15 protein-coding genes are annotated in these 20,453 nt (G+C 40.6%); 9 read left to right on the forward strand and 6 right to left on the reverse strand.

Translation table 11 applies throughout. The features are described 5' to 3' along the window. Window positions 1-233 precede the first annotated feature (233 nt). Together JF50_RS15285 and JF50_RS15290 are read left to right on the forward strand one after the other, a co-directional pair. On the forward strand, window positions 234-3,098 hold the full coding sequence (locus JF50_RS15285; RefSeq protein WP_039610305.1) for an insulinase family protein: 2,865 nt from the start codon (window positions 234-236) through the stop codon (window positions 3,096-3,098). Window positions 3,099-3,195: 97 nt separating this feature from the next. Continuing rightward, a complete protein-coding gene (locus JF50_RS15290; RefSeq protein WP_052262348.1) occupies window positions 3,196-3,714 on the forward strand; it encodes a GNAT family N-acetyltransferase in 519 nt (172 codons plus the stop codon). On the opposite strand, the gene JF50_RS15295 is transcribed toward JF50_RS15290, so the two are convergent. Genes JF50_RS15295 through JF50_RS15310 form a run of 4 tightly spaced genes read right to left on the reverse strand, consistent with a single transcriptional unit; the run spans window position 3,695 to window position 8,021 of the window. After that, a complete protein-coding gene (locus JF50_RS15295) occupies window positions 3,695-4,297 on the reverse strand; it encodes a PqiC family protein (RefSeq protein ID WP_052262349.1) in 603 nt (200 codons plus the stop codon). The two genes, JF50_RS15290 and JF50_RS15295, sit on opposite strands and share 20 nt — an antisense overlap. Next, window positions 4,297-5,952 (reverse strand): intermembrane transport protein PqiB, encoded by a 1,656-nt coding sequence (gene pqiB, locus JF50_RS15300; RefSeq protein WP_039610306.1) that lies wholly within the window; start codon window positions 5,950-5,952, stop codon window positions 4,297-4,299. The genes JF50_RS15295 and pqiB overlap by 1 nt, the downstream gene beginning before the upstream one ends. Then, window positions 5,945-7,165, reverse strand: coding sequence for a PqiA/YebS family transporter subunit (locus JF50_RS15305; protein ID WP_327077599.1), 1,221 nt, complete (start codon window positions 7,163-7,165; stop codon window positions 5,945-5,947). Before JF50_RS15305 ends, pqiB begins: the two co-directional genes overlap by 8 nt. A gap of 46 nt (window positions 7,166-7,211) precedes the next feature. Next, window positions 7,212-8,021 (reverse strand): thioesterase family protein, encoded by an 810-nt coding sequence (locus JF50_RS15310; protein ID WP_039610307.1) that lies wholly within the window; start codon window positions 8,019-8,021, stop codon window positions 7,212-7,214. A gap of 218 nt (window positions 8,022-8,239) precedes the next feature. Here JF50_RS15310 and dnaK point away from each other — a divergent pair, with 218 nt between their 5' ends. The 6 genes from dnaK (at window position 8,240) to JF50_RS15340 (ending at window position 16,716) form a co-directional block, all read left to right on the forward strand. Then, window positions 8,240-10,168, forward strand: a complete 1,929-nt coding sequence (dnaK, locus tag JF50_RS15315) for a molecular chaperone DnaK (protein ID WP_039610308.1) — start codon at window positions 8,240-8,242, stop codon at window positions 10,166-10,168. A gap of 119 nt (window positions 10,169-10,287) precedes the next feature. Continuing rightward, window positions 10,288-11,424, forward strand: a complete 1,137-nt coding sequence (gene dnaJ / locus JF50_RS15320) for a molecular chaperone DnaJ (RefSeq protein ID WP_039610309.1) — start codon at window positions 10,288-10,290, stop codon at window positions 11,422-11,424. 513 nt (window positions 11,425-11,937) lie between these two features. Further along, on the forward strand, window positions 11,938-12,396 hold the full coding sequence (ybaK, locus tag JF50_RS15325) for a Cys-tRNA(Pro) deacylase (protein ID WP_039610310.1): 459 nt from the start codon (window positions 11,938-11,940) through the stop codon (window positions 12,394-12,396). Window positions 12,397-12,606: 210 nt separating this feature from the next. Next, window positions 12,607-14,859, forward strand: coding sequence for an acyl-CoA dehydrogenase (locus tag JF50_RS15330; RefSeq protein WP_039610311.1), 2,253 nt, complete (start codon window positions 12,607-12,609; stop codon window positions 14,857-14,859). Between the two features lie 77 nt (window positions 14,860-14,936). Next, on the forward strand, window positions 14,937-15,890 hold the full coding sequence (locus JF50_RS15335; protein ID WP_052262350.1) for a phosphotransferase: 954 nt from the start codon (window positions 14,937-14,939) through the stop codon (window positions 15,888-15,890). A gap of 7 nt (window positions 15,891-15,897) precedes the next feature. Then, complete coding sequence (locus tag JF50_RS15340; protein ID WP_039610312.1) at window positions 15,898-16,716, forward strand: SMR family transporter; 819 nt, start codon at window positions 15,898-15,900, stop codon at window positions 16,714-16,716. An 8-nt stretch (window positions 16,717-16,724) separates the two neighbouring features. On the opposite strand, the gene JF50_RS15345 is transcribed toward JF50_RS15340, so the two are convergent. Then, window positions 16,725-18,377 (reverse strand): S8 family serine peptidase, encoded by a 1,653-nt coding sequence (locus tag JF50_RS15345; protein WP_039610313.1) that lies wholly within the window; start codon window positions 18,375-18,377, stop codon window positions 16,725-16,727. A 190-nt stretch (window positions 18,378-18,567) separates the two neighbouring features. After that, window positions 18,568-19,650 (reverse strand): ABC transporter substrate-binding protein, encoded by a 1,083-nt coding sequence (locus tag JF50_RS15350; protein ID WP_039610314.1) that lies wholly within the window; start codon window positions 19,648-19,650, stop codon window positions 18,568-18,570. Between the two features lie 76 nt (window positions 19,651-19,726). Between JF50_RS15350 and JF50_RS15355 the strand changes: the two genes are divergently transcribed. Beyond that, window positions 19,727-20,113 (forward strand): cytochrome b562, encoded by a 387-nt coding sequence (locus tag JF50_RS15355; RefSeq protein ID WP_039610315.1) that lies wholly within the window; start codon window positions 19,727-19,729, stop codon window positions 20,111-20,113. Window positions 20,114-20,453 lie beyond the last annotated feature (340 nt).

A 20,453-nucleotide genomic window follows, 5' to 3' on the forward strand; every position in this document is an offset into this window, starting at 1 on the left:
TTTTGAGTTTGTTTTTCACCCCGGCGGTATGTTTGTTAGTTTTTCAAACAGTATTGGATTAGAGAAGGTAGCTATTGCGCTTGTTTATATTTAACAAACAGTTACATTTTTTCTAGGCTTGTACTTGTACGGGCAGAACTTTAATATCAGTATATAGATATATGTTTAATACGATAAGCAAATACGTGTTAATAACCTAACCCGGAATGTAGATGCTTTAAACTGGAAATTTTATGAAAAAATTATTGGCAATAGGTGCTATTTCTCTCGGTATTTTGACAGCTTGTTCAGCGACGAATACGACACAATCTTCAATTCAACTTATTGCACAGCAGTTGGTGGTCAGCCCTAATGACGATAGAGAGTATAAAACACTCACACTTGAAAATGGGATAGAAGTTGCGTTGGTTTCAGATCCGAGCGCTGAGAAATCAGCAGCCGCTTTGAGTGTTGGGGTAGGCTTGCTACATGATCCCATGTCTCAGCAGGGGATGGCACATTATTTAGAACATATGCTGTTTCTTGGCACTGATAAATTTCCTGATCCCGATGAATACGCCGCATTTGTTCAAAAAAACGGTGGTACTCACAATGCGTATACTTGGTTAGATGTGACCAATTATATGGTGAAAATTAACAACAATGCATTTGATGAAGCGCTTGAGCGGTTCTCTGACTTTTTCAAATCTCCAAAGCTTTATCCTGAATATACAGAAAAGGAAAAGAATGCGGTCAATGCTGAGTGGTCTATGCGTCGTGAAATGGATTTTTTTGGCCAGTTCAAATTAGCACGTCAATTATTAGGTGACCATCCTTCGAACCGATTTTTAATCGGTAACCTAGAAACTTTGGGTGATAAACCAGACAGCAACTTACATCAAGAGACCGTTGCATTTTATGATAAGTATTACTCTGCGAATATCATGAAATTGGCCATGGTGTCTAATGAGTCAATTGCTGAAATGGAAAAAAAAGCGGTTCAGCATTTTAGTTCAATTAAGAACAAAGAGATATCTGAGCCCACAGTATCTACATCGCTGAACTTTGAGAGCGTCGGAAAGAAGCGCATTCACTATAAGCCGAATAAAGATGTGAAGTCGCTAAACGTCGAGTTTATCATTGAGAACAACCTGTCTGATTTTGCGGTTAAGCCTAATTACTTTATCAGCTATTTGCTCAGCAATGAAATGCAAGGCAGTCCAGCTCAAGTATTAAAAGAGCAGGGGCTCATATCTTCTTTGACTGCATATGCTTCACCAAACCATTATGGGAACTATGGTGTGCTTAATATTGATATCCAATTGACCGATCACGGCATGCAGCAACGAGAAGAGATTGTTGCAACAGTGATGCAATATATTAATTTGATAAAAGAGCAGGGTGTCGATAGTAAATATTTTAATGAAATAAAAACTTCTCTGAGTAATCAGTTTAGATTTTTGGAAAAAAGCGATGAGTTTTCTTATGTAAGTTCATTAACTGCCAATATGCAGGATTACCCATTAACTCATGCAGTGAATGCCAGTTATCACTACGCCAAGTTTGACCCGAGAGCTGTGAATAAGGTACTTGAGCAACTTGTTCCTAATAACATGCGTATTTGGTATATCAGCAAAGATGAACCGGTCGACAGTAAACTACACTTCTATGATGGTGAATATAAAGTAGAGCAAATAACTGAGGCAGAAATTGCGTCTTGGGAGAAGAAAAGTCAGTTTGCTTTAGCATTACCTAGTGTTAACAAGCTACTGCCTGAAAACTTTGATATAAAGCGTGCTCAATCGGCAGGCGTTGAGCAAGTATATCAAGGGCAACGTGTACATGCTTGGTTAAAATCAAGTGACCGTTTTAGTCATCAGCCAAAAGGTAAGCTTGAAATTTTCTTAAACAGCAGTTTACCTATCCATGATATCAAAGCCCGTGTTGTTTCGAGTTTATGGGCTGATCTGTATCAAATTGAAAAAGCTAAATTAATCACTGAGGCACACGTAGCGGGTATGAGTTTAAATGTAACTAGCTCTACTGGCATAGTGTTATCTGTGTCAGGTTTTACAGATAAACAAGCCACGCTTCTTGATGAGGCGCTTCAAGGGTTTGCAATTACACCTAATCAAAAGCAGCTAGAACAGGCAATTGATCGATATGTGAGAGGCCTTCAAAACAAAGGTAAGCAAATTCCTTATTATCAGGCATTTGATGTTTATAAGCAGACAGTAAGAGAGGGCAGCTTTGATACTGACAGCCTAATCACTACTGCAAAAAGTATTACGACAAAGGATTTTCAACAAGTACAGGCTAATTTATTGGACGATAACCTAATTCGAGTTTTTGGTTATGGAAACTACGATAAAGAGGATATTTTGAAGGTTGTGTCTCGTATTGAGACTGTTACAGGTAGCGAAACGCGTCAGCAAGCATATATGCGAGCTGGGTTTTGGCAACCTAAGTTAAATGAGACCCTTGTAGTTCAAAAAGACGTTGATGTTGCTGATGTAGCCATCGTTGATGTGGCCGTACACCCGCAGCCGGGCTATGCGCAAAAGGCAGCTGCTTTAATTTTGCAATCTCATTTAAGGCAATCTCTGTTTAATACTCTAAGAACAGAAGAGCAATTGGCCTATGCTGTTGGTGCATTTGCAACCAGTATTGATGAGCGCTCTGCAATGGGATTATTTATACAAACACCTGTAAAAGGTGTGCAATCAATGCAAGCTCGCTTTGATGCATTCAAAATAGAGTATGCTGAAAAGTTAGAGAAGTTAACTGACGATGAGTTTAATCAAATTAAAGCGTCTGCGCTTGCCAATTTAAATGAAGAGCCAAAAAACCTTTCTGACGAAGCAGAGCCAATTATTTCGGATTGGTATAAAAACACTTTAAGCTTTGACTCGAAAGCACAGTTAATTAAGGCGGCTGAGAATGTTTCAAAGGAGGATATTCAGTCTTATTACAAAAGTACTCTTTTGAATGAGGCTGCGCCTCGTTTGAATATTCAGTTGCGAGGTTACAAGTTTGCAGATGAGCCTTTTGCAGATATGCCGAATCAAAAAAAGATTAGTTCTATGGAAGCACTCTATCAAGATGTCACTTTTAAATAAGCTGATATCTCGTTGAGCTTTTAATAATTAGAAAGCAAATATTAAAGGCAGTGTTTAAATACACTGCCTTTTACATAATTAAAAATCGGTCTTAGCTATGATAGATGGAGTCACTACTGCTTCTTTACGATGTGAAATTAGAGAAGCCAACGTCAACGATGTGAGTTTTATTTTACGGCTGCTTAACCAGCAAAGCTTTATTGAACATATAGGAGATAGACAAGTAAAAGATCATCAAAGTGCGGTGGAGTATATTACTCAGTCTTTTTTGATGAAGTATGAATTGGAAAGCTGTGCGCCTTACATTATTTGTTTAAAGTCGGGTGAAGCAATCGGTATTGCAGGCTTCTACCAAAGGCCGTATCTCCAACATCCAGACTTGGGCTATGCTTTTTTAGATGAATACACTGGGCAGGGGTATGCACTAGAAGTGTGTGAGCAACTGCTGGCTTTCGCAAAGCAATATTTTAATCTCACTCAGTTGCATGCCATAACAGGGAGTCACAATACAGCCAGTCAGAAACTTCTAAATAAATTGGGGTTTAATCAAATAGGAAAAATATACGTACAGACTACAGATAAAGCTGACTATCTATTTACTCATTATTTTGATTAAGTCTTAGTGCGAGTACCGCTTCAATGTCTTGTAGTAATACTTCCCAATTGGTTTGATGTGCCGTTATTAGCGCATTGAAGCCATCTGCTTTGAGCGCATTGTCTATGGCAAATCGTTTACTGTGAACTAAATGGCTAGCTCCACGTTTTAATTGATATAAATACCAGCTTCCGTTTAAAACGGCACCTTTTTCATAGTGACCAGCGAAGTCATTAATCACGAGTTTTACGCTGTATTGTTTTGTATCTATATCACCAGCTAAACTTCGAGGTACAACCGTAAAGCCTTGCTTACTTAAATAGTTTTGTGTCAACTGGGTTAACATGATTTCTGGGTGTTCTGCCCAAAAATGGAAACTAGCGATGTTGACCACATTTGGTTGAGTGTATTGCACGATGGCTTGTTGATTAGCGACCCCTAGGATAGTAACGTCCTCTAGGTAAACAACTTGGTTGTTAAACTCATGGTTTGAAGCCGCATTTTGATGCTGCTCAGAAAATTTATAATACTGATGACTGGTGCTGTTGTTACTGCACCCAACCAAAAATAAAGATAACAAACAAGCGTGTATAGCTAATCTCATTAACGCTTCCTCGGTACTGGGTCTTCTGTGGTACTTTTATCAAAAATAAGCATATTAGGCTGTTCGTTCAAGCCTTTGGTCACAGGTTTTAGTGTGTTTGATAAACTTTCCAATTCACTCAGTGTATCTGTGAGTTGGTCCATAACACTGGAACCTTGTTGGTAAGTTGATAATGTTTTTTCAAACTGTTTTAAGCTTGAAGTTAATTGAGTCAACGTGCCTTGTAATTGAGTTAAGTTTTTGTCCACTTTTTCTGATACTTTTTTGTTGTTTAAATTTTTAATCAAACGCTCTGTTTCATTGCCTAATTGTTTGTAAGCTGTGAGCGTTTCATGTGCTTCGTTGAGCGTGTCATCTATCGGTAAATTATTAAGCTTATTAAGCAGTGCCATAACTTGCTCAGAAAGCGCCGTAAACCCGCTAGGTACGCTTGGCAATACAGGGTATACCAAGTGTTTTGCGATTGCTTCTGGCTTAGCCGCATTATAGAAGTCTAGCTCTATATATACCGCACCTGTTAACAAATTACCACTTTTTAATGATGCTCTAAGTCCATTTTTAATCCATTTTTCTATATTTGATTGCCAGTACTTTTTAGCTTGTTCGTCTACTTCATAAATCCTGCCGTATTCAACCTTAATTAATACAGGGATTGATGTGTTATCTTGTTGAAAGTAAAGAGGTTGGCCATTTCTTACCAGTTGAGCTGGTACTTGCTCAACAGTACCTATGCGCATGCCTCTGTATTCTACCGGTGCCCCCGGTTTTAGACCTTTGATTGATTGTTCAAACTCCACAAGATATAAATCAAATAGGTCAAACCGTCGTTCCAATGCTACGGCGAAGTTTTTATGTAGTTTATACTGTGTGCTTTGCTCTGCAATTGTGTCTGCCTCGGTATTTGGCGGGTAGTCAACAGAAATCCCGCCTTTGATGAGTTTTGACAGAGATCCAGTTGATACTTTGATACCTTCAGTAGATAAATCAACTTCAACGCCAGAATTTACCCAAAATATAGCATTTTTCGAAATCAGTTCGTTATAAGGAGAATTTATGAAAATACCATAATCCATCTCTAACGTTTTTTCATTGAAACTGGCTGTTTCGACTTGTCCTATTTTGTAGTTTCTGAAAAAAATACCAGTGCCTACATCCAGTACTTCCGCATTTGCTGCTTTTAACTTATATCTGACCCCCTCTATGTCTGGGGCAATGAGAGCTGGCTGATTTTGCATGGTAAAGAGGGTTGCGGTATTTTGGCTTTCGCCAGGCAGTAATTCTATGTATGCACCTGAAAGGAGTGTATTTAACCCCGATATGCCAGACTCATCGACACGTGGTTTGACAGTCCAAAATTTCGTATCTTCGGTTAAAAGAGTGTCGTAATCCTTGAAGATTCGAACAGTTGCGATAACGGCATTTTGATCAATTTGTAATTTCAGTGACTCAACTAACCCAACCTGTACGCTTCTTACTTTTATTTCGGTTTTGCCAGCAATAAGGCCATCGGCGTTTTCCATTTTAAGAAAAATCGTATGTCCTTTATTCGCTTGGTGTTGATAAAGCATCCAGCCAGTGATGATGATTGCAATCACAGGAACAATCCAAATAACAGAAAACTTTGGCTTGGATTCAATATAAGCTTTTTTATTCATTTTTATTTAAATTATCCCAAAGTAGTCGAGGGTCGAAATGATTAACTGAAATTATCTGACATAATACCATAGCTGTGAAAAACACAATACCTGATTGAGGTTCAACGCTTAAGACCGTACCAAGCTGTACAAGAGAGACTAAAAGAATAACGACGAATACATCGATCATGGACCATTTACCCATAAATTCCAACGCTCTATATAGTTTGCTTGCTAGTTTGGGCTGAGAGCAAACCTTGACTTGGTATATTAAGTAGAACAAAGCAACGCCCTTTATAATAGGAATACAAATGCTGGCTGCAAAAATTAGAATAGCGACAGGGTAGGAGCCTGCATGCCACATTACTTCAACGCCACTATATATAGTGGCTTTGGTATGTAAGCCTAAATTAATTGTGTCCATGATTGGTAAAGCTAGAGCTGGGATTAACAAAATCATGGCGGTTATCATCCAAGCTGCGCTTTTTTCTAAAGAGTTAGATTTGCGAAATTTGAGTTTCGTTGTACATCGTGGGCAGCGATGTTCGTTACTAAGCTGTCCACATACATGGCACTTTTTTAAAGCCTGTTGCTGAGCTCTTGGAGCACATGTACTTTCGTCTGGGCAGTAAGTAATTTGCTCTCTTTCCCATAATTGCTCTTTACTGAGCAGTGACAGTGTTTCTATAAAACATAATACAAATAGAATGTACGACCAGAAGCCAAGACCGACATCTATCTCAGCAAACTCTGTCAATTTAAATGCGCTAATTAAGACAGCAACAAGAAATATATCTGCCAGATTGAGCGGTTTAAGCAGCATCAAAGCTCTTACAATAATTCGTGCATGTTGAGGATTTAAATGACGCCAAAAAGGTGAGTGGGCGAACATAATGAGTATGAGCGCTGCTAACGGCATAACTAAAATAGTGAATGCTAATAACCCCGCAAGGAGCGCACTAAAATGAGTGGCAAGTAAAGAAATCGCCTCGATAAGACTAATTGATTGTTTGAGCCCATGCTGTGCGTAGGAAATAAAATGGGGGTGTAAGCTAACCAGAAGAAATAATATTGATGACAATCCAAATGCATTAATGCTTTGGTTATAGTCAATTTTACAGTTAGCTAGTGTATTACCACAGTGCGGGCATATGGCCCTCTGGTGCTTGTCCATATGTGCGATAGACACTAAATAATCACAATGTTGGCAAGCAGTTATCACAATCAGAAACACAATAAAAAATATTTATACCTTATTGTGTTCCAGCAATTCAATAATATCAACTATCAAATACAGCGACTGTCTGCCGACTTAGTGCCAGTAGCTCACCTGTTCTTGAGAAAATTTTGGCATCTTCAATACCATAACCATTATTGGCCATATGGGTAATAGCTTCATAGCCCAGCCAATTAAGCTCTTCTATTTTCATCGGTTGTAGAAATTCAATATACCAAGACACAGAGCTTGCCGGAGAGGGTTTATCGCATAGTTGCAATAACGTTGGAGGCCAAGCATCTGCAAGAGCCAGTATATATAGTTCAGGGCAGGTGTTTTGAGGGGAGTGTTTGAATTTCATCCAGCCGTGCAGTTCAGTTGAATTTGCACCGCTAAATGGCAAGGCACCTGATTGAATATTGAGATCCACATGTTGGATAAACGCGGGAAAAACACCTTCGATATAGTTAATGGTTTGCTGTGGTTGGATTTGCTGGTTGAGTATGCTTGGTTGGCAAGATGAGCTGACTTGAACTTTAGAGCTTCTTTGGGTACCAAAACAAGCAAGCGACACTAAACAAGTAGCACCTTTTTGCTCGATACGAGATTCAATTTGAGTGACGTTTTTTCCATTTCTTAAAATATGAGTGCTAATACTAAATGGCTGTGCTGCAATTAGCGGGGCAACAAAGTTGCAGCTATATGAAAGTAGCTTTCTACTTGGGTCGTTTAATTGTACATACATATGTTTGAGCATTAATGCTGCACTAAGCCCACCAAAAACAGTTCGTCCTTGACTCCAAGTAATAGGAACGCTGCCTGTACATGGCTGTGCATTAAGCTCAAAAGAAGAAAAGAGAGTTTCAAAATCCATCGTAAATCCATACCTCGTTATTTTTGGGTTAGAATATATACTCTAAACAGATAAATACAGATTTTTTGCCTGCTTTTTGCCCTGTTCATCCTAAAAATAAAAAAAATTGAAAAAAAATGAAATTTTTTTCTTGTTTTAGCTTGAAATAGGATTTGCCGCCCTTATCTATCAAATCATCTAACAGAACAACGAATTTTTTGAGGTCGGAGAAGATTCACATGGGTAAAATTATTGGAATCGATTTAGGTACTACTAACTCTTGTGTAGCAGTATTGGATGGTGAGAACACGCGCGTTATCGAAAACGCTGAAGGCGATCGTACTACCCCGTCGATTATTGCATTTACAGAAGAAGGCGAAACGCTAGTAGGTCAACCGGCAAAGCGTCAGGCAGTTACTAACCCAACAAACACGCTATACGCAATCAAGCGACTAATCGGTCGTCGCTTCGAAGATGAAGAAGTACAACGTGACATTAGCATCATGCCTTTTAACATTGTTAAAGCAGACAATGGTGATGCATGGGTTGAAGTACGCGGTGAAAAGCGCGCAGCACCACAAATTTCTGCAGAAGTTCTTAAGAAAATGAAGAAAACTGCTGAAGACTTCCTAGGTGAAGAAGTAACAGAAGCTGTAATCACAGTACCTGCATACTTCAACGATTCACAGCGTCAAGCAACTAAAGATGCTGGTCGTATTGCTGGTCTTGATGTTAAACGTATCATCAACGAGCCAACTGCTGCTGCACTAGCTTACGGTATGGATAAAAAGCAAGGCGACAATGTTGTTGCTGTATACGACCTGGGTGGTGGTACATTCGATATCTCAATCATCGAGATTGACGAAGTAGATGGTGAGCACACGTTTGAAGTACTTGCAACAAACGGTGACACGCACCTGGGTGGTGAAGATTTTGATAACCGTGTTATCAACTATCTTGTTGAAGAGTTTAAGAAAGAGCAGGGCATCGACCTTAAAGTTGATCCGCTTGCAATGCAGCGTGTTAAAGAAGCTGCTGAAAAGGCTAAGATTGAGCTTTCATCAGCACAGCAAACTGAAGTTAACCTTCCTTATGTAACGGCTGATGCAACTGGTCCTAAGCACATGAACGTGAAACTAACGCGTGCAAAGCTTGAATCACTAGTTGAAGATCTAGTCACTCAGTCTATCGAGCCGCTAAAGCGTGCACTAGCTGATGCAGACCTATCTGTAAGTGACGTTAATGACATCATCCTTGTTGGTGGTCAAACACGTATGCCACTAGTTCAGTCAAAAGTTGCTGAATTCTTCGGTAAAGAAGCGCGTAAAGATGTAAACCCTGATGAAGCAGTAGCACTTGGTGCGGCGGTTCAAGGTGGTGTTCTTTCTGGCGACGTAAAAGACGTTCTTCTACTTGACGTTATCCCACTATCTCTAGGTATCGAGACGATGGGTCAAGTAATGACTGCGCTAATCGAGAAGAACACGACTATTCCAACGAAGAAGTCACAGGTATTCTCTACAGCTGAAGATAACCAGTCAGCAGTAACAATTCATGTGTTACAAGGTGAGCGTAAGCGTTCAACTGATAACAAGTCTCTTGGTCAATTTAACCTAGAAGGTATTCGCCCAGCTCAGCGTGGCGCACCTCAAATCGAAGTTACTTTTGACGTTGACGCGGATGGTATCTTACATGTATCTGCAAAAGACAAAGATACAGGTAAAGAGCAGAAGATCACAATCCAAGCTTCTTCAGGTCTAAGCGATGATGAAGTAGAGAAAATGGTACGTGACGCTGAAGCAAATGCTGAAGAAGATAAGAAGTTCGAAGAGTTAGTTGGTGCACGTAACCAAGCTGACGCTTTAGTTCACGCTACTCGCAAGCAAGTTGAAGAAGCAGGTGATGCACTTCCAGCTGATGACAAAACTGCAATTGAAGGTGCTCTATCTGAACTTGAAGCAGCGATTAAAGGCGACAGCAAAGAAGACATCGATGCAAAAACTCAAGTGCTTGCAGAGAAATCTCAAAAGCTAATGGAAATCGCTCAAGCAAATGCACAAGCGCAGCAAGCAGGTCCTGGTGCTGATGCTGGCGCACAACAAGGTTCAGCGAAAGCAGACGATGATGTTGTTGATGCTGAGTTTGAAGAAGTTAAAGACAACAAGTAATTGTTGACTGTTAAGGGCGCGCGGCGACTTCGCTAGACGCGCCCTTCGTGTTTTTAAATTTTGGCTCACTACCGATCATATGTGTCGGAGAGTTGTCTTGTAAGAGTAGTGTGATAACTATGTCCAAACGTGATTATTACGAAGTATTAGGTGTTTCAAAAGACGCCGGTGAACGTGATATTAAAAAGGCCTATAAGCGCCTAGCAATGAAGTATCACCCAGATCGTACTGCGGGTGATGAAGCTTTAGAAGCTAAGTTCAAAGAAGTAAAAGAAGCGTACGAGGTCCTAACGGATAGTCAGAAACGCCAGATGTATGATCAATACGGCCATGCAGCGTTTGAACAAAACGGTGGTGGAGGCCATGGCGGGTTCGGTGGCGGAGCCGACTTTGGCGATATCTTCGGGGACGTATTCGGTGATATTTTTGGTGGCGGTGGTGGCCGTCGTCAGTCAAGACAGCAACGTGGTGCCGATCTTCGTTATAGCTTAGACTTAAGCTTGGAAGAAGCTGTTAAAGGTAAAGACGTTGAAATTAAAGTACCTACATGGGTAAGTTGTAAACCATGTGATGGCAGTGGTGCTAAAGCGGGTTCTAAACCTAAAACATGTTCTACCTGTCATGGTGCAGGTCAAGTGCAGATGCGCCAAGGTTTCTTTGCTGTTCAGCAAACGTGTCCTACGTGTCAAGGTACTGGTCAAGTCATCTCAGATCCGTGTGATAGCTGTCATGGTCAAGGCCGCGTAGAGAAGACTAAGACACTATCAGTTAAAATCCCTGCGGGTGTTGATACGGGCGACCGCATTCGACTTTCTGGTGAAGGTGAAGCGGGTATGCACGGCGCGCCAGCTGGTGACTTGTATGTTCAAGTAAGTGTTCGTGAACATCCGATTTTTGTTCGTGACGGTAACAATTTGTACTGTGAAGTACCAATTAGCTTCACAACCGCAGCGTTAGGTGGCGAGATCGAGGTACCGACATTAGATGGCAGAGCAAATCTAAAAATTCCATCAGAGAGTCAAACTGGCAAGATGTTCCGCATGCGTGGCAAAGGTGTTAAATCTGTCCGTAGTGGCTCTGTAGGTGATTTAATTTGTAAAGTTGTCATCGAGACGCCTGTGAACCTCAATGAACGTCAAAAAGAGCTTCTGAAAGAGCTAGAAGAAAGCATGAGTGGTGACACCAGTAAAAATCGTCCTAAAGCACAGGGCTTTTTTGATGGTGTAAAAAAGTTCTTTGATGACTTAACCAAGTAATTACTTATTCGTGCACATCAAAACGGCGCCTATGGCGCCGTTTTACTCTCAGTCTAATATTACGAGATAATCCATATCATCGTTGCACCGACATAATAAATCTCGTCGGTTCTCTCCTGAAATCAGTGTTCCAGATTGACACCCTAATAATTCGCATTTTTGATCGCATGCAAGTTTATCCGTCCAAGCGTCATATTCACTATTTAAAAACAACACAGCGGTTAAAACACTTAAAGCGACACCGGTGATACTCGACAAACTCGTATACATATACCTTACCCATGTATAAGGCGCAACCAAATTGCGTATGAGCAGCATTATTTAAAAAATATAAAATATGCTGACACATACAACTTTAGTCGACATTGGCGTAATGTCGAGCATAATTTAGTACAATTTTGACGAGTAGATGACAAAAAGTAGAGCATCAGCAATTTGGTACTGATAAAGACCGTTCAGAACAAAAGAAGTTGTGCTTGCTTGTATCTATATATCAGAAAAATAAGGATTTTTATGACTCCAGCAATTAACCTGCTAAAACAAAATAAAGTGAACTTTCAAGTTTTAAAATTTAAACATGATCCAAATTCACTGAATTATGCACAAGAGGCCGCTACTAAATTAAACCTTGATGAAAATAAAGTATTCAAAACATTGGTAATTGAGGTAGATGGTCAATTATTTGTTGGTGTCACGCCTGCTAATCAGCAAGTTGATTTAAAATTATTTGCCAAGTCTGCTGCGGGTAAAAAAGCCCAAATGGCTGATAAAAATAGTGCACAAACGGCAACTGGGTATCTGCTCGGTGGGATTAGCCCCTTTGCCCATAAAAAGCGAATTCCTATTTTGGTGCATAAAAGTGCAGAAAAGCATGAAGAAATATATGTGAGTGGTGGTAGGAGAGGGTTAGAAATTTCAATTTGTCCGCAGGCACTTATAGCAATCACCAATGCAAATTATGCTATTTTTTAGTATTTATAATCTATCTTTTCAAATTTATGCTTATTCATGCAAAAAAATATAAATTCAGCGTACACGTGTAAGCCATTAATTCTTGTAAGGTTTTGAAGCGATATTAGCGTCCATTGTAAAAAATTAGTTATTTATTTCATTTGAGCAATTGATCTAAATTGATTTTTATGCCGTAATGTAGGTATATCTATCTGGTCGGATGAGTTTATTATGAGTTTAAGAACACAACTAAGAAAAATTTTGCCAAGCATTTCAGTCACTGAACAAGAAGCACTCGACGCGGGAGATGTATGGCTGGAAGGTTCTGTCTATCAAGGAAAGCCAGATTTTTCTGCATTACGAGCAGTGACAGAAGCCAAGCTATCGGCAGAGGAACAGGCGTTTTTAGATGGCCCAGTTCAAGAGTTGATGGCAATGATCGATGAGAACCATATTCAAAACTCGAAGCATCTGCCTGAACATATTTTAGAATTCCTTAAGAAAGAAAGATTTTTCTCTCTGATCATCCCAAAGCAGTATGGCGGTTTAGAATTTAGTCCATATGCAAATTCAACGATTGTTGGGACCATTGCCACTAAATCTTCAGCTGTCGCTGTAACCGTTATGGTACCAAACTCCCTAGGACCTGGTGAGTTACTTCTTCACTACGGTACATCTGAGCAGCAAGCTCATTATTTGCCTAGACTTGCAAACGGACGTGAAATTCCATGTTTCGCGCTTACCAGCCCTGAAGCTGGATCTGATGCCGGTGGTATTCCAGACCAAGGCATTGTTACCAAGGGTATGTTTGAGGGGAAAGAGGTTCTAGGTCTTGAGGTTACTTGGGATAAGCGCTACATCACTTTAGCACCAATTGCCACTGTACTTGGTTTGGCTTTTAAAGTGTTCGATCCCAATGGCCTACTCGGTGGTAAGGAGTCATTGGGGATCACGTGTGCATTGATCCCTAAATCTCACCCAGGTGTTGAACTTGGCAACCGCCATGACCCCATGGGTATACGCTTCTATAATGGCACCACTCGTGGCAACAAAGTATTTATCCCGATGGACTTTATCATTGGAGGCCAAAAAAATATCGGTCGCGGTTGGCAGATGCTTGTGAGCTGTTTAGGTGCAGGTCGAGGGATTTCATTGCCAGCATTGGGTGTATCGACAAGCCAAGTTGCACTTAAATCTGCATCTGAGTATGCGGCTGTACGTGAGCAATTTGGACTGGCTATTGGTCAGTTTGAAGGGATCCAAGAAAAGTTAGCAGATATTGCGGGTAAAGCATACTTGCAAGAATCCATGCGTGTTTTAACAACTGAAGGTTTGGGCATGGGTTTAAAACCATCGGTTGTTACCGCAATAGCCAAATACCACATGACAGAGCTTGGTAGAGATGTACTTGATTCTGCGATGGATATTTTGGCTGGTAAAGCAATTCAAACGGGCCCGCAAAATACGTTGGCAAGCGGCTACGTTGCGCAGCCTATTGCAATCACGGTTGAAGGGGCAAATATCCTTACGCGAAACTTAATGATATTTGGTCAAGGTGTGATGCGTTGTCACCCTTATCTACAGTCGATGGTTGAATCCATTCATAGTGAGCAACCTAATGCGGACAAAGAATTCAATAGAATCCTCAGAAGAACAGTTGGGTACAGCATTGGTAACGGACTTCGCGCTTTCAAGCTTGGTTTGTTTCCATTCTTAGCTGCTGGTACTTCACGTTTACCTGAAGTAATACAATACGAAAAAGCGGCTCAGCAACTTGCATCAAAGCTAGCGGTGTATGCTGACTTTTCTTTGTTAGTCCTTGGCGGAAAGTTAAAACAAGCTGAGCTATTGTCTGCGAGATTGGGTGATGTGATGAGCTTTGTCTATGCTGCGATGGCATCAATCAGATACTATGAGCAAAAAGTGTCTGAGCAAGATAGGGCGCAGGCAGCACCTTATTTTCATTATGCGACTCGCTATGCGTTAATTGAGGCTGAGAATGCGTTACATAAGTTTTTAGATAACTTCCCTAATAAGGCTGCAAGACGCTTTATGCGTTTAGCAACAATGAACTTTACGCATCGCATGCCAAAAATAAGTGACGATATGATCAGAGAGTTGGCAAAAGCTGCACAGCTTGATACTGACTTTAAACAACAGCTAACTCATTTGGTTAAGCCAACAGAAGGTGATGGGCATCATATCAACGAACAAGCTTACAAAGCGAAAATGAGCTGTTTAGATTCATTGGCTAAGGTAAAAAGAGCACTTAAAAAGCGTGAAATTAAAGCTGGGGTTACATTTAGTGACACACTCAATAATGCGTTTGTTGGCAATGTTGTTAACGAGCAAGAATATGTCAAGTTGGTCGATTACAATCGCAAACGTGAAGTTGCGATTAGAGTAGATGAGTTTGACTTTGATTTAAATTTAATTGATGACTCAAAAGAGACTGAGTTGCTTAAATCAGCTGTAAATCAATAATGATGTAATCACACGCCCGTTTATTTATATAAACGGGCGTTTCGTTTACACTGCATAAAAAAACGTTTGGCTTTTTTATGCAGTATCCTCTTTATACATACTATCTAAACTCTCTCAACAAAGATAACCTCGATGCAAAGGCTCTTTGGAACGGCTGTGGTACGCTGGAAAAGTTTCAGTTCGGCAATAAGAAATACGCGGTTAAAATCTGCCAAGTGCCGGAAGATTTGGCCCATGTAAATATCAAACAAACGGCGTTTTCTTTAAAACGAAAAGTGAACAGTTATGTAAAAGAGCAATATTTTTACAGCCAGTTCGCTAAGGCATTGCCAAGCGTTTGCTTAGCACCAAAAGCGTTAGAATTAATAGAGTCGGATGGCACGTTCGTGACTTTATTGGAAGACTTCGAGCAAAATGGCTTTAGCAATATAGAGCTTGCCTCAAATACACACATCAAAGCGATGCTAAGTTGGCTCGCTTCATTTCATGCTAATTGGGTAGGGGAGAACTTAACCACTACGCATTTTAGGGTGCTAGGCTATGGAAATTATTGGCATCTCGGAACTCGACCCGATGAATTTACAAAAATGCCCTTGTCACCTTTAAAGCAAGCCGCATATATAATCGACGAAACGCTGAGTAACACTCGCTACAAAACGCTCATACATGGAGACGCCAAACTGGCCAATTTTGCATTTAATGAATTGCAAGTTATTGGTTATGATTTTCAGCATGCAGGTTTGGGAAATGGCCTCAGTGACGTAATGCTGCTGTTTACAACAGTACTAGATGAGCAGCAGATGGAGACAGAAGCATCCCGTTTGTTAGACTATTATTTTTGCGCATTAAAGCATGCATTGAAATCGTTGAATTCATCCATAGACAGCGAAGCCCTTGAGACTGAGTGGCGCAGCTGCTGGTGTTTTATATGGGCTGATTTTTATCGTTTCTTATCTGGATGGCGCCCTGAACATCCAAAAATTAACTCATACATGAAAACTCAAACGCAAATAGCGTTGAGTAATTGTTAGGTAGTATATGGAATTTGCCATTTTAAGTGCCTTTTGTTGGGTGGGGTTTGACTACACTCGTAAAAGATTATCGGCTCATTTTAGCGCCCCGATGATGTCGGTTGTTTTTAGTGCGCTTGTTTTACCTGCTTATTTTATTTATTGGGTTGTTGTAAGTAGGGAGTTCCCTCAACTCAATTACTTTGCTCCAGCAACGCTCAGTGGAGTTTTAGCTGGGATTGGCAGTGTATGTTTTATTCGCGCATTGGCGGCTGGGAAAGTCGCCCTGATGTTGCCGATGTTATGCCTCACTCCCGTTATTTCTGGCGCGGTTGCTTGGCTATATTTGGGGGAGGCACTGAAACATGTAGAGCTCATTGCTGTTACGGTACTTGTCATCGCATCTTTCATTCTTCAAGGTGGACGTTTTGCTATTCGTGAACCTGGGGCGGGTTATATTGTCGTTACATCCTTTTGCTGGGGGCTCTGTATTGTTTTTGATAAACAGGCATTACTACATAGCAATGTCGACTTTCATATTCTATATGTGACTTTTATTGTGCTGGTGCTTAATTCTGTGTTGTACAGGCCTGCACTAAATTTAAAAGATATTCGTCGGTTTATGCCTACTTGGGTTGCAGCCGCGGTTTGTTTTTCAATGGCGGTTACCTTTCAATTTATCGCGCTACAAAACATTCAACCAGGTATTTTAGAAGCGCTTAAACGCGCTATTGGGATCATCGGTGCTGGGTTAATTGGTGTTTATCTGTTTAAAGAAAAACTAACCCCAACACAGTGGATCTGCGTTGGGGTTATCTTGTTAACGAGTGTTATATTTTCTCTTTAAGAGAAAAATTAGTTACACTTGCCAACTTTACTCCATACGTTTGTGAATACTGTAGGCTCTGCACCACGTGACCACCAAGTTGATTTGTATTCATAACCTTTATAGGAAACACGGTCACCAACGCGGTAGAATGTTGATGCACTCCACTCACTTAGACCTGTACAACCAGGAGGTGTTACCGCGTCCTCTACAGTTACTTGCTTAACGATTGAATCAAAATCACCCGCTGAATTAGTTACTTTAAGTGTTACGCTATAAGTACCAGCTTGAGCATAAGTGTGCGTAGGTGAAGTTTGTGAACTGCCGTTTCCATCACCAAATGTCCAATTGTAAGTACCCGCAGTAGACGCATTTGAGAATGTCGCTGTTAAACCGCTTGTTGAGAATGAGAAGTTAGCGACTGGAACTGGGTCGCCGCCACCACCACAGCTTTGAGCTAGATAGTCGTATGCCGCTTTTGCTTGAACAATACCGTGACCGTATGAAGTATCACGACCAGCTGCACCTTTATCTTTTGCACTGGCATTAAGAGCAGCACGGATTTCGGCATTTGAACAAGTAGGGTAGTTACTCCATACAAGCGCAGCTACACCAGACACGTGTGGTGTTGCCATTGATGTACCACTGATACTTCTGTAACCGCCGTTGTTCCATGTTGAGTTTACGCCAACACCAGGACCTGCAATTTCAACTTGGCTGTTGTACTGTGAGAACGACGCTTTATTTTCTGAGCTGTCTACTGCAGCTACTGAGACAACATTGTCATAAGATGCTGGGTAACTTAGAGAGCTGTTACCACCGTTACCCGCTGCTGCAATATGAAGCATGCCGCGCTGATAACTTTGGTCGAATGCATTTCGTTCTGCTGTTGAGCTGCCACTTCCGCCTAAACTCATGCTAGTGATGTGTGCACCAGCAGCTTCACACTGGTTAATTGCTTCAATTAGATCTGAGCCGTAAGCCCAGCGACCTGAGTCGTTAAATACTTTAACGATGTGTAGTTTAAGGTTACCTGATGCATTCACACCAACCACACCAGTACCATTACCACCTAGCGCAGCGATAGTACCAGCAACGTGGGTACCGTGACCGTTACCGTCGTTATACCAAAGACCCGTATCATTTGAGCCGTAACCGTCGTCACCTGTTACGCCAGTGCTAACTAGGTCTTCGTGACTGCGCATGTAACCTGTATCCATGATACATACTTTACGGTTAGCAGCTGCTGCATCGCTTACTAATTTTGCTTGAACCATGTTAATACCATATGGTGTAGATTCAGCAAAAGGTGCGATTTCTGCATCGATAAGCTCAGGTACGTAGCGCTTTGGATCGACTTCTACAGTAACGACGTTACCATCTTTCTCAAGAGATGATAATTGCTCTGGAGTAAGCTCCATAACTACCGCATTGATGCTTGGTAGTGTTTTAATCGCTTGAGCATTGATGTCGTTTGCAAATAAACTTAAAGACTGTGATTTGTAATCTACTAACTCTGCTTCTGACAATGCGACTGGAAATGCATTTGCCATAGATTCTTCTTTTAATGTGACGATCATGCGTTCAGATGTTGCTGCATGTGCAGTCGCAGCACCAAGCGCAGACGCAACGCCAAGGGCAAGTAAAGTGTATTTCGTGCTTGTTAGAATGTTATGTTTCATTTTGTTTGTCCTAGTTACATGTTGTTAACCAATTTAACTAAAACAGGTATTGCAAAAACTGTCAATAGTGCAAAAAACACGCGAAAAAAATGATTGGTTAATATTTCTATAACTAAAACTTAATTAGAAATGCAAATTCATTTAATATGGTAATGATAAATAAATTTGTTTGAGACTGGCTAAAAAAAGGTCAAAAATTTAATTCTTTGTTTAGTGTCATAATTGTGTAGTTTTTCTTTTGATTGACAAATTGTGAAAAGTCTATTTGATTTAGGTTATCGTCATGTATTGCTTTGTAAATTGGTTCAAAAGTATCATTGTAAGGCCTAAATATTGCTACTTTCTGCGTGCCAATATAGTTGACTAGACTGTGCTGATATTTTTGAAGCTCAATGAGCAAGTAGCCACCTAAGAGTACATGGCCTCCAATAGACACATCTAGTTTGTCTTCATGTCCATGATCCCAATTTATACCTCCAATCTTTAATTTTTCTCTGACCCCCAGTTCGATAGCTGCTTGATTTACTCCGAAAGCAATCGCATCATTGGCACACCAGATCAACTCGACATTGCGATATCTTCGTAACAAACCTCTCGCTAATTCATGCGCCCTTTTTTTTGACCATTGCGCGTCGACTTTATCAATTACTTTGATGTGAGAAAGCCGATTCGTGTAGCTGAGTAGTCCTTGTTCTCGCTCGAGCGCGGCATTTGTAGCCACGTCCCCAAGAAAAGCTAACATCGAGAATGACTCGGTAACTCCGGCTGGGGACTGTGTTAATTGAACCAACTCTCTAGCTAATTCTTTTCCTGCTTGGTAGTTATCAGGTAATATTGCCCCCTTAATTCCGAAACCTTTGGCACTCAACCTGTTGATCTCTAGCTGTGTAGGGCTGTTTAACAAAAATAAGATGTTTGGATGGGTTTTTGTTGAATTCAGTAAAACTTCAGTAATAACACGTTTTTCATCAACCAGTATGATGTAGTCTGTATCTGATTCTAGCGCCTGCTTCGTGAGTTGCTTCATCAATATATGGTTGCGTTCGGCGTATAAGATATTAAGGTCAATATTGGTATCTTGCGCCACAGCATTCATTACTTTTGAAACGTTTAACCAAAAGTTGCCTGTGGGGTTTAGGCCACTTGAACCGGGGTTTACGAAAGTGACCTTAAGCGGGTGGGGTGTTTCTTGTTCAAGTGCTATTGTTAAAGGTAAATAAATAGCGAGAGCTAACACGATGAATATTAAAACTTTTTTAATCGAAAAAATCATATTTATCACCGCTCATTATTTACCTTGAATGCAAAGCTGATTTATATATACTAGCCCAAACTTTAAGGGGAGTGTTATGAAGTTTATTCTTGTTGTTTTACTGTTTTCTAGCTTTGCAGTGTGTTCACAGCCAAGTGAGCTTAATCGACTTATGAAAAAAATGGGTCATGAGTATAAATTGGCCATCAAAGCACAGCAGCAAGACGTTATGATAACGCATTTAGATAAATTTATAGCATTGGTTGAACAGGCCAAGGATCAGAGCTTTAAAAAAGACAAGAAAGCAGAGTCTATTGAAGGCTTAAATCGCACTATTGGGCTTGCAGAAAAAGCCAAAGTGCTTGCCAAAAACGCACAATCGAATCGAGCTCGTCAAGTTTTACTTGAAATCGATACCCTTAGAGAAGAGTACCACAAACTACATGAGCCACCGAGCATTTGGCAGCTTCTTTTCGGCAGCTAGTCGAAGAGAATCAGGTGTTGAGCCTGGTTGATAATGCTTCCTTCTTCATCTGTTTTATCATAAAAACCAACAGAAACAATGGTTTGTTTTTTTGTGTCATCCGCCGCTGATAATCAAGTGAACGTCTTAGTAAACTTTTTATGGTTTAATGGCTGTTTATTACTACACTCTAGTCGGATACCTATCTGAAAAGAACGATGTTAAATGTAGTGATAATGACGCGCTCAGGCATGTCGAATGCGAAACCTGGCTTAGTTGCGTTATCACATGAGGTTATATTTAAGAAGTCTCGACCTCTTGCCTTGATAGGCACTCTAATCATTAAAATGTGAAAAGGGAT

Origin of the sequence: Pseudoalteromonas luteoviolacea (assembly GCF_000814765.1) — a bacterium.
GTDB classification, from domain to species: Bacteria; Pseudomonadota; Gammaproteobacteria; order Enterobacterales; family Alteromonadaceae; genus Pseudoalteromonas; species Pseudoalteromonas luteoviolacea_H.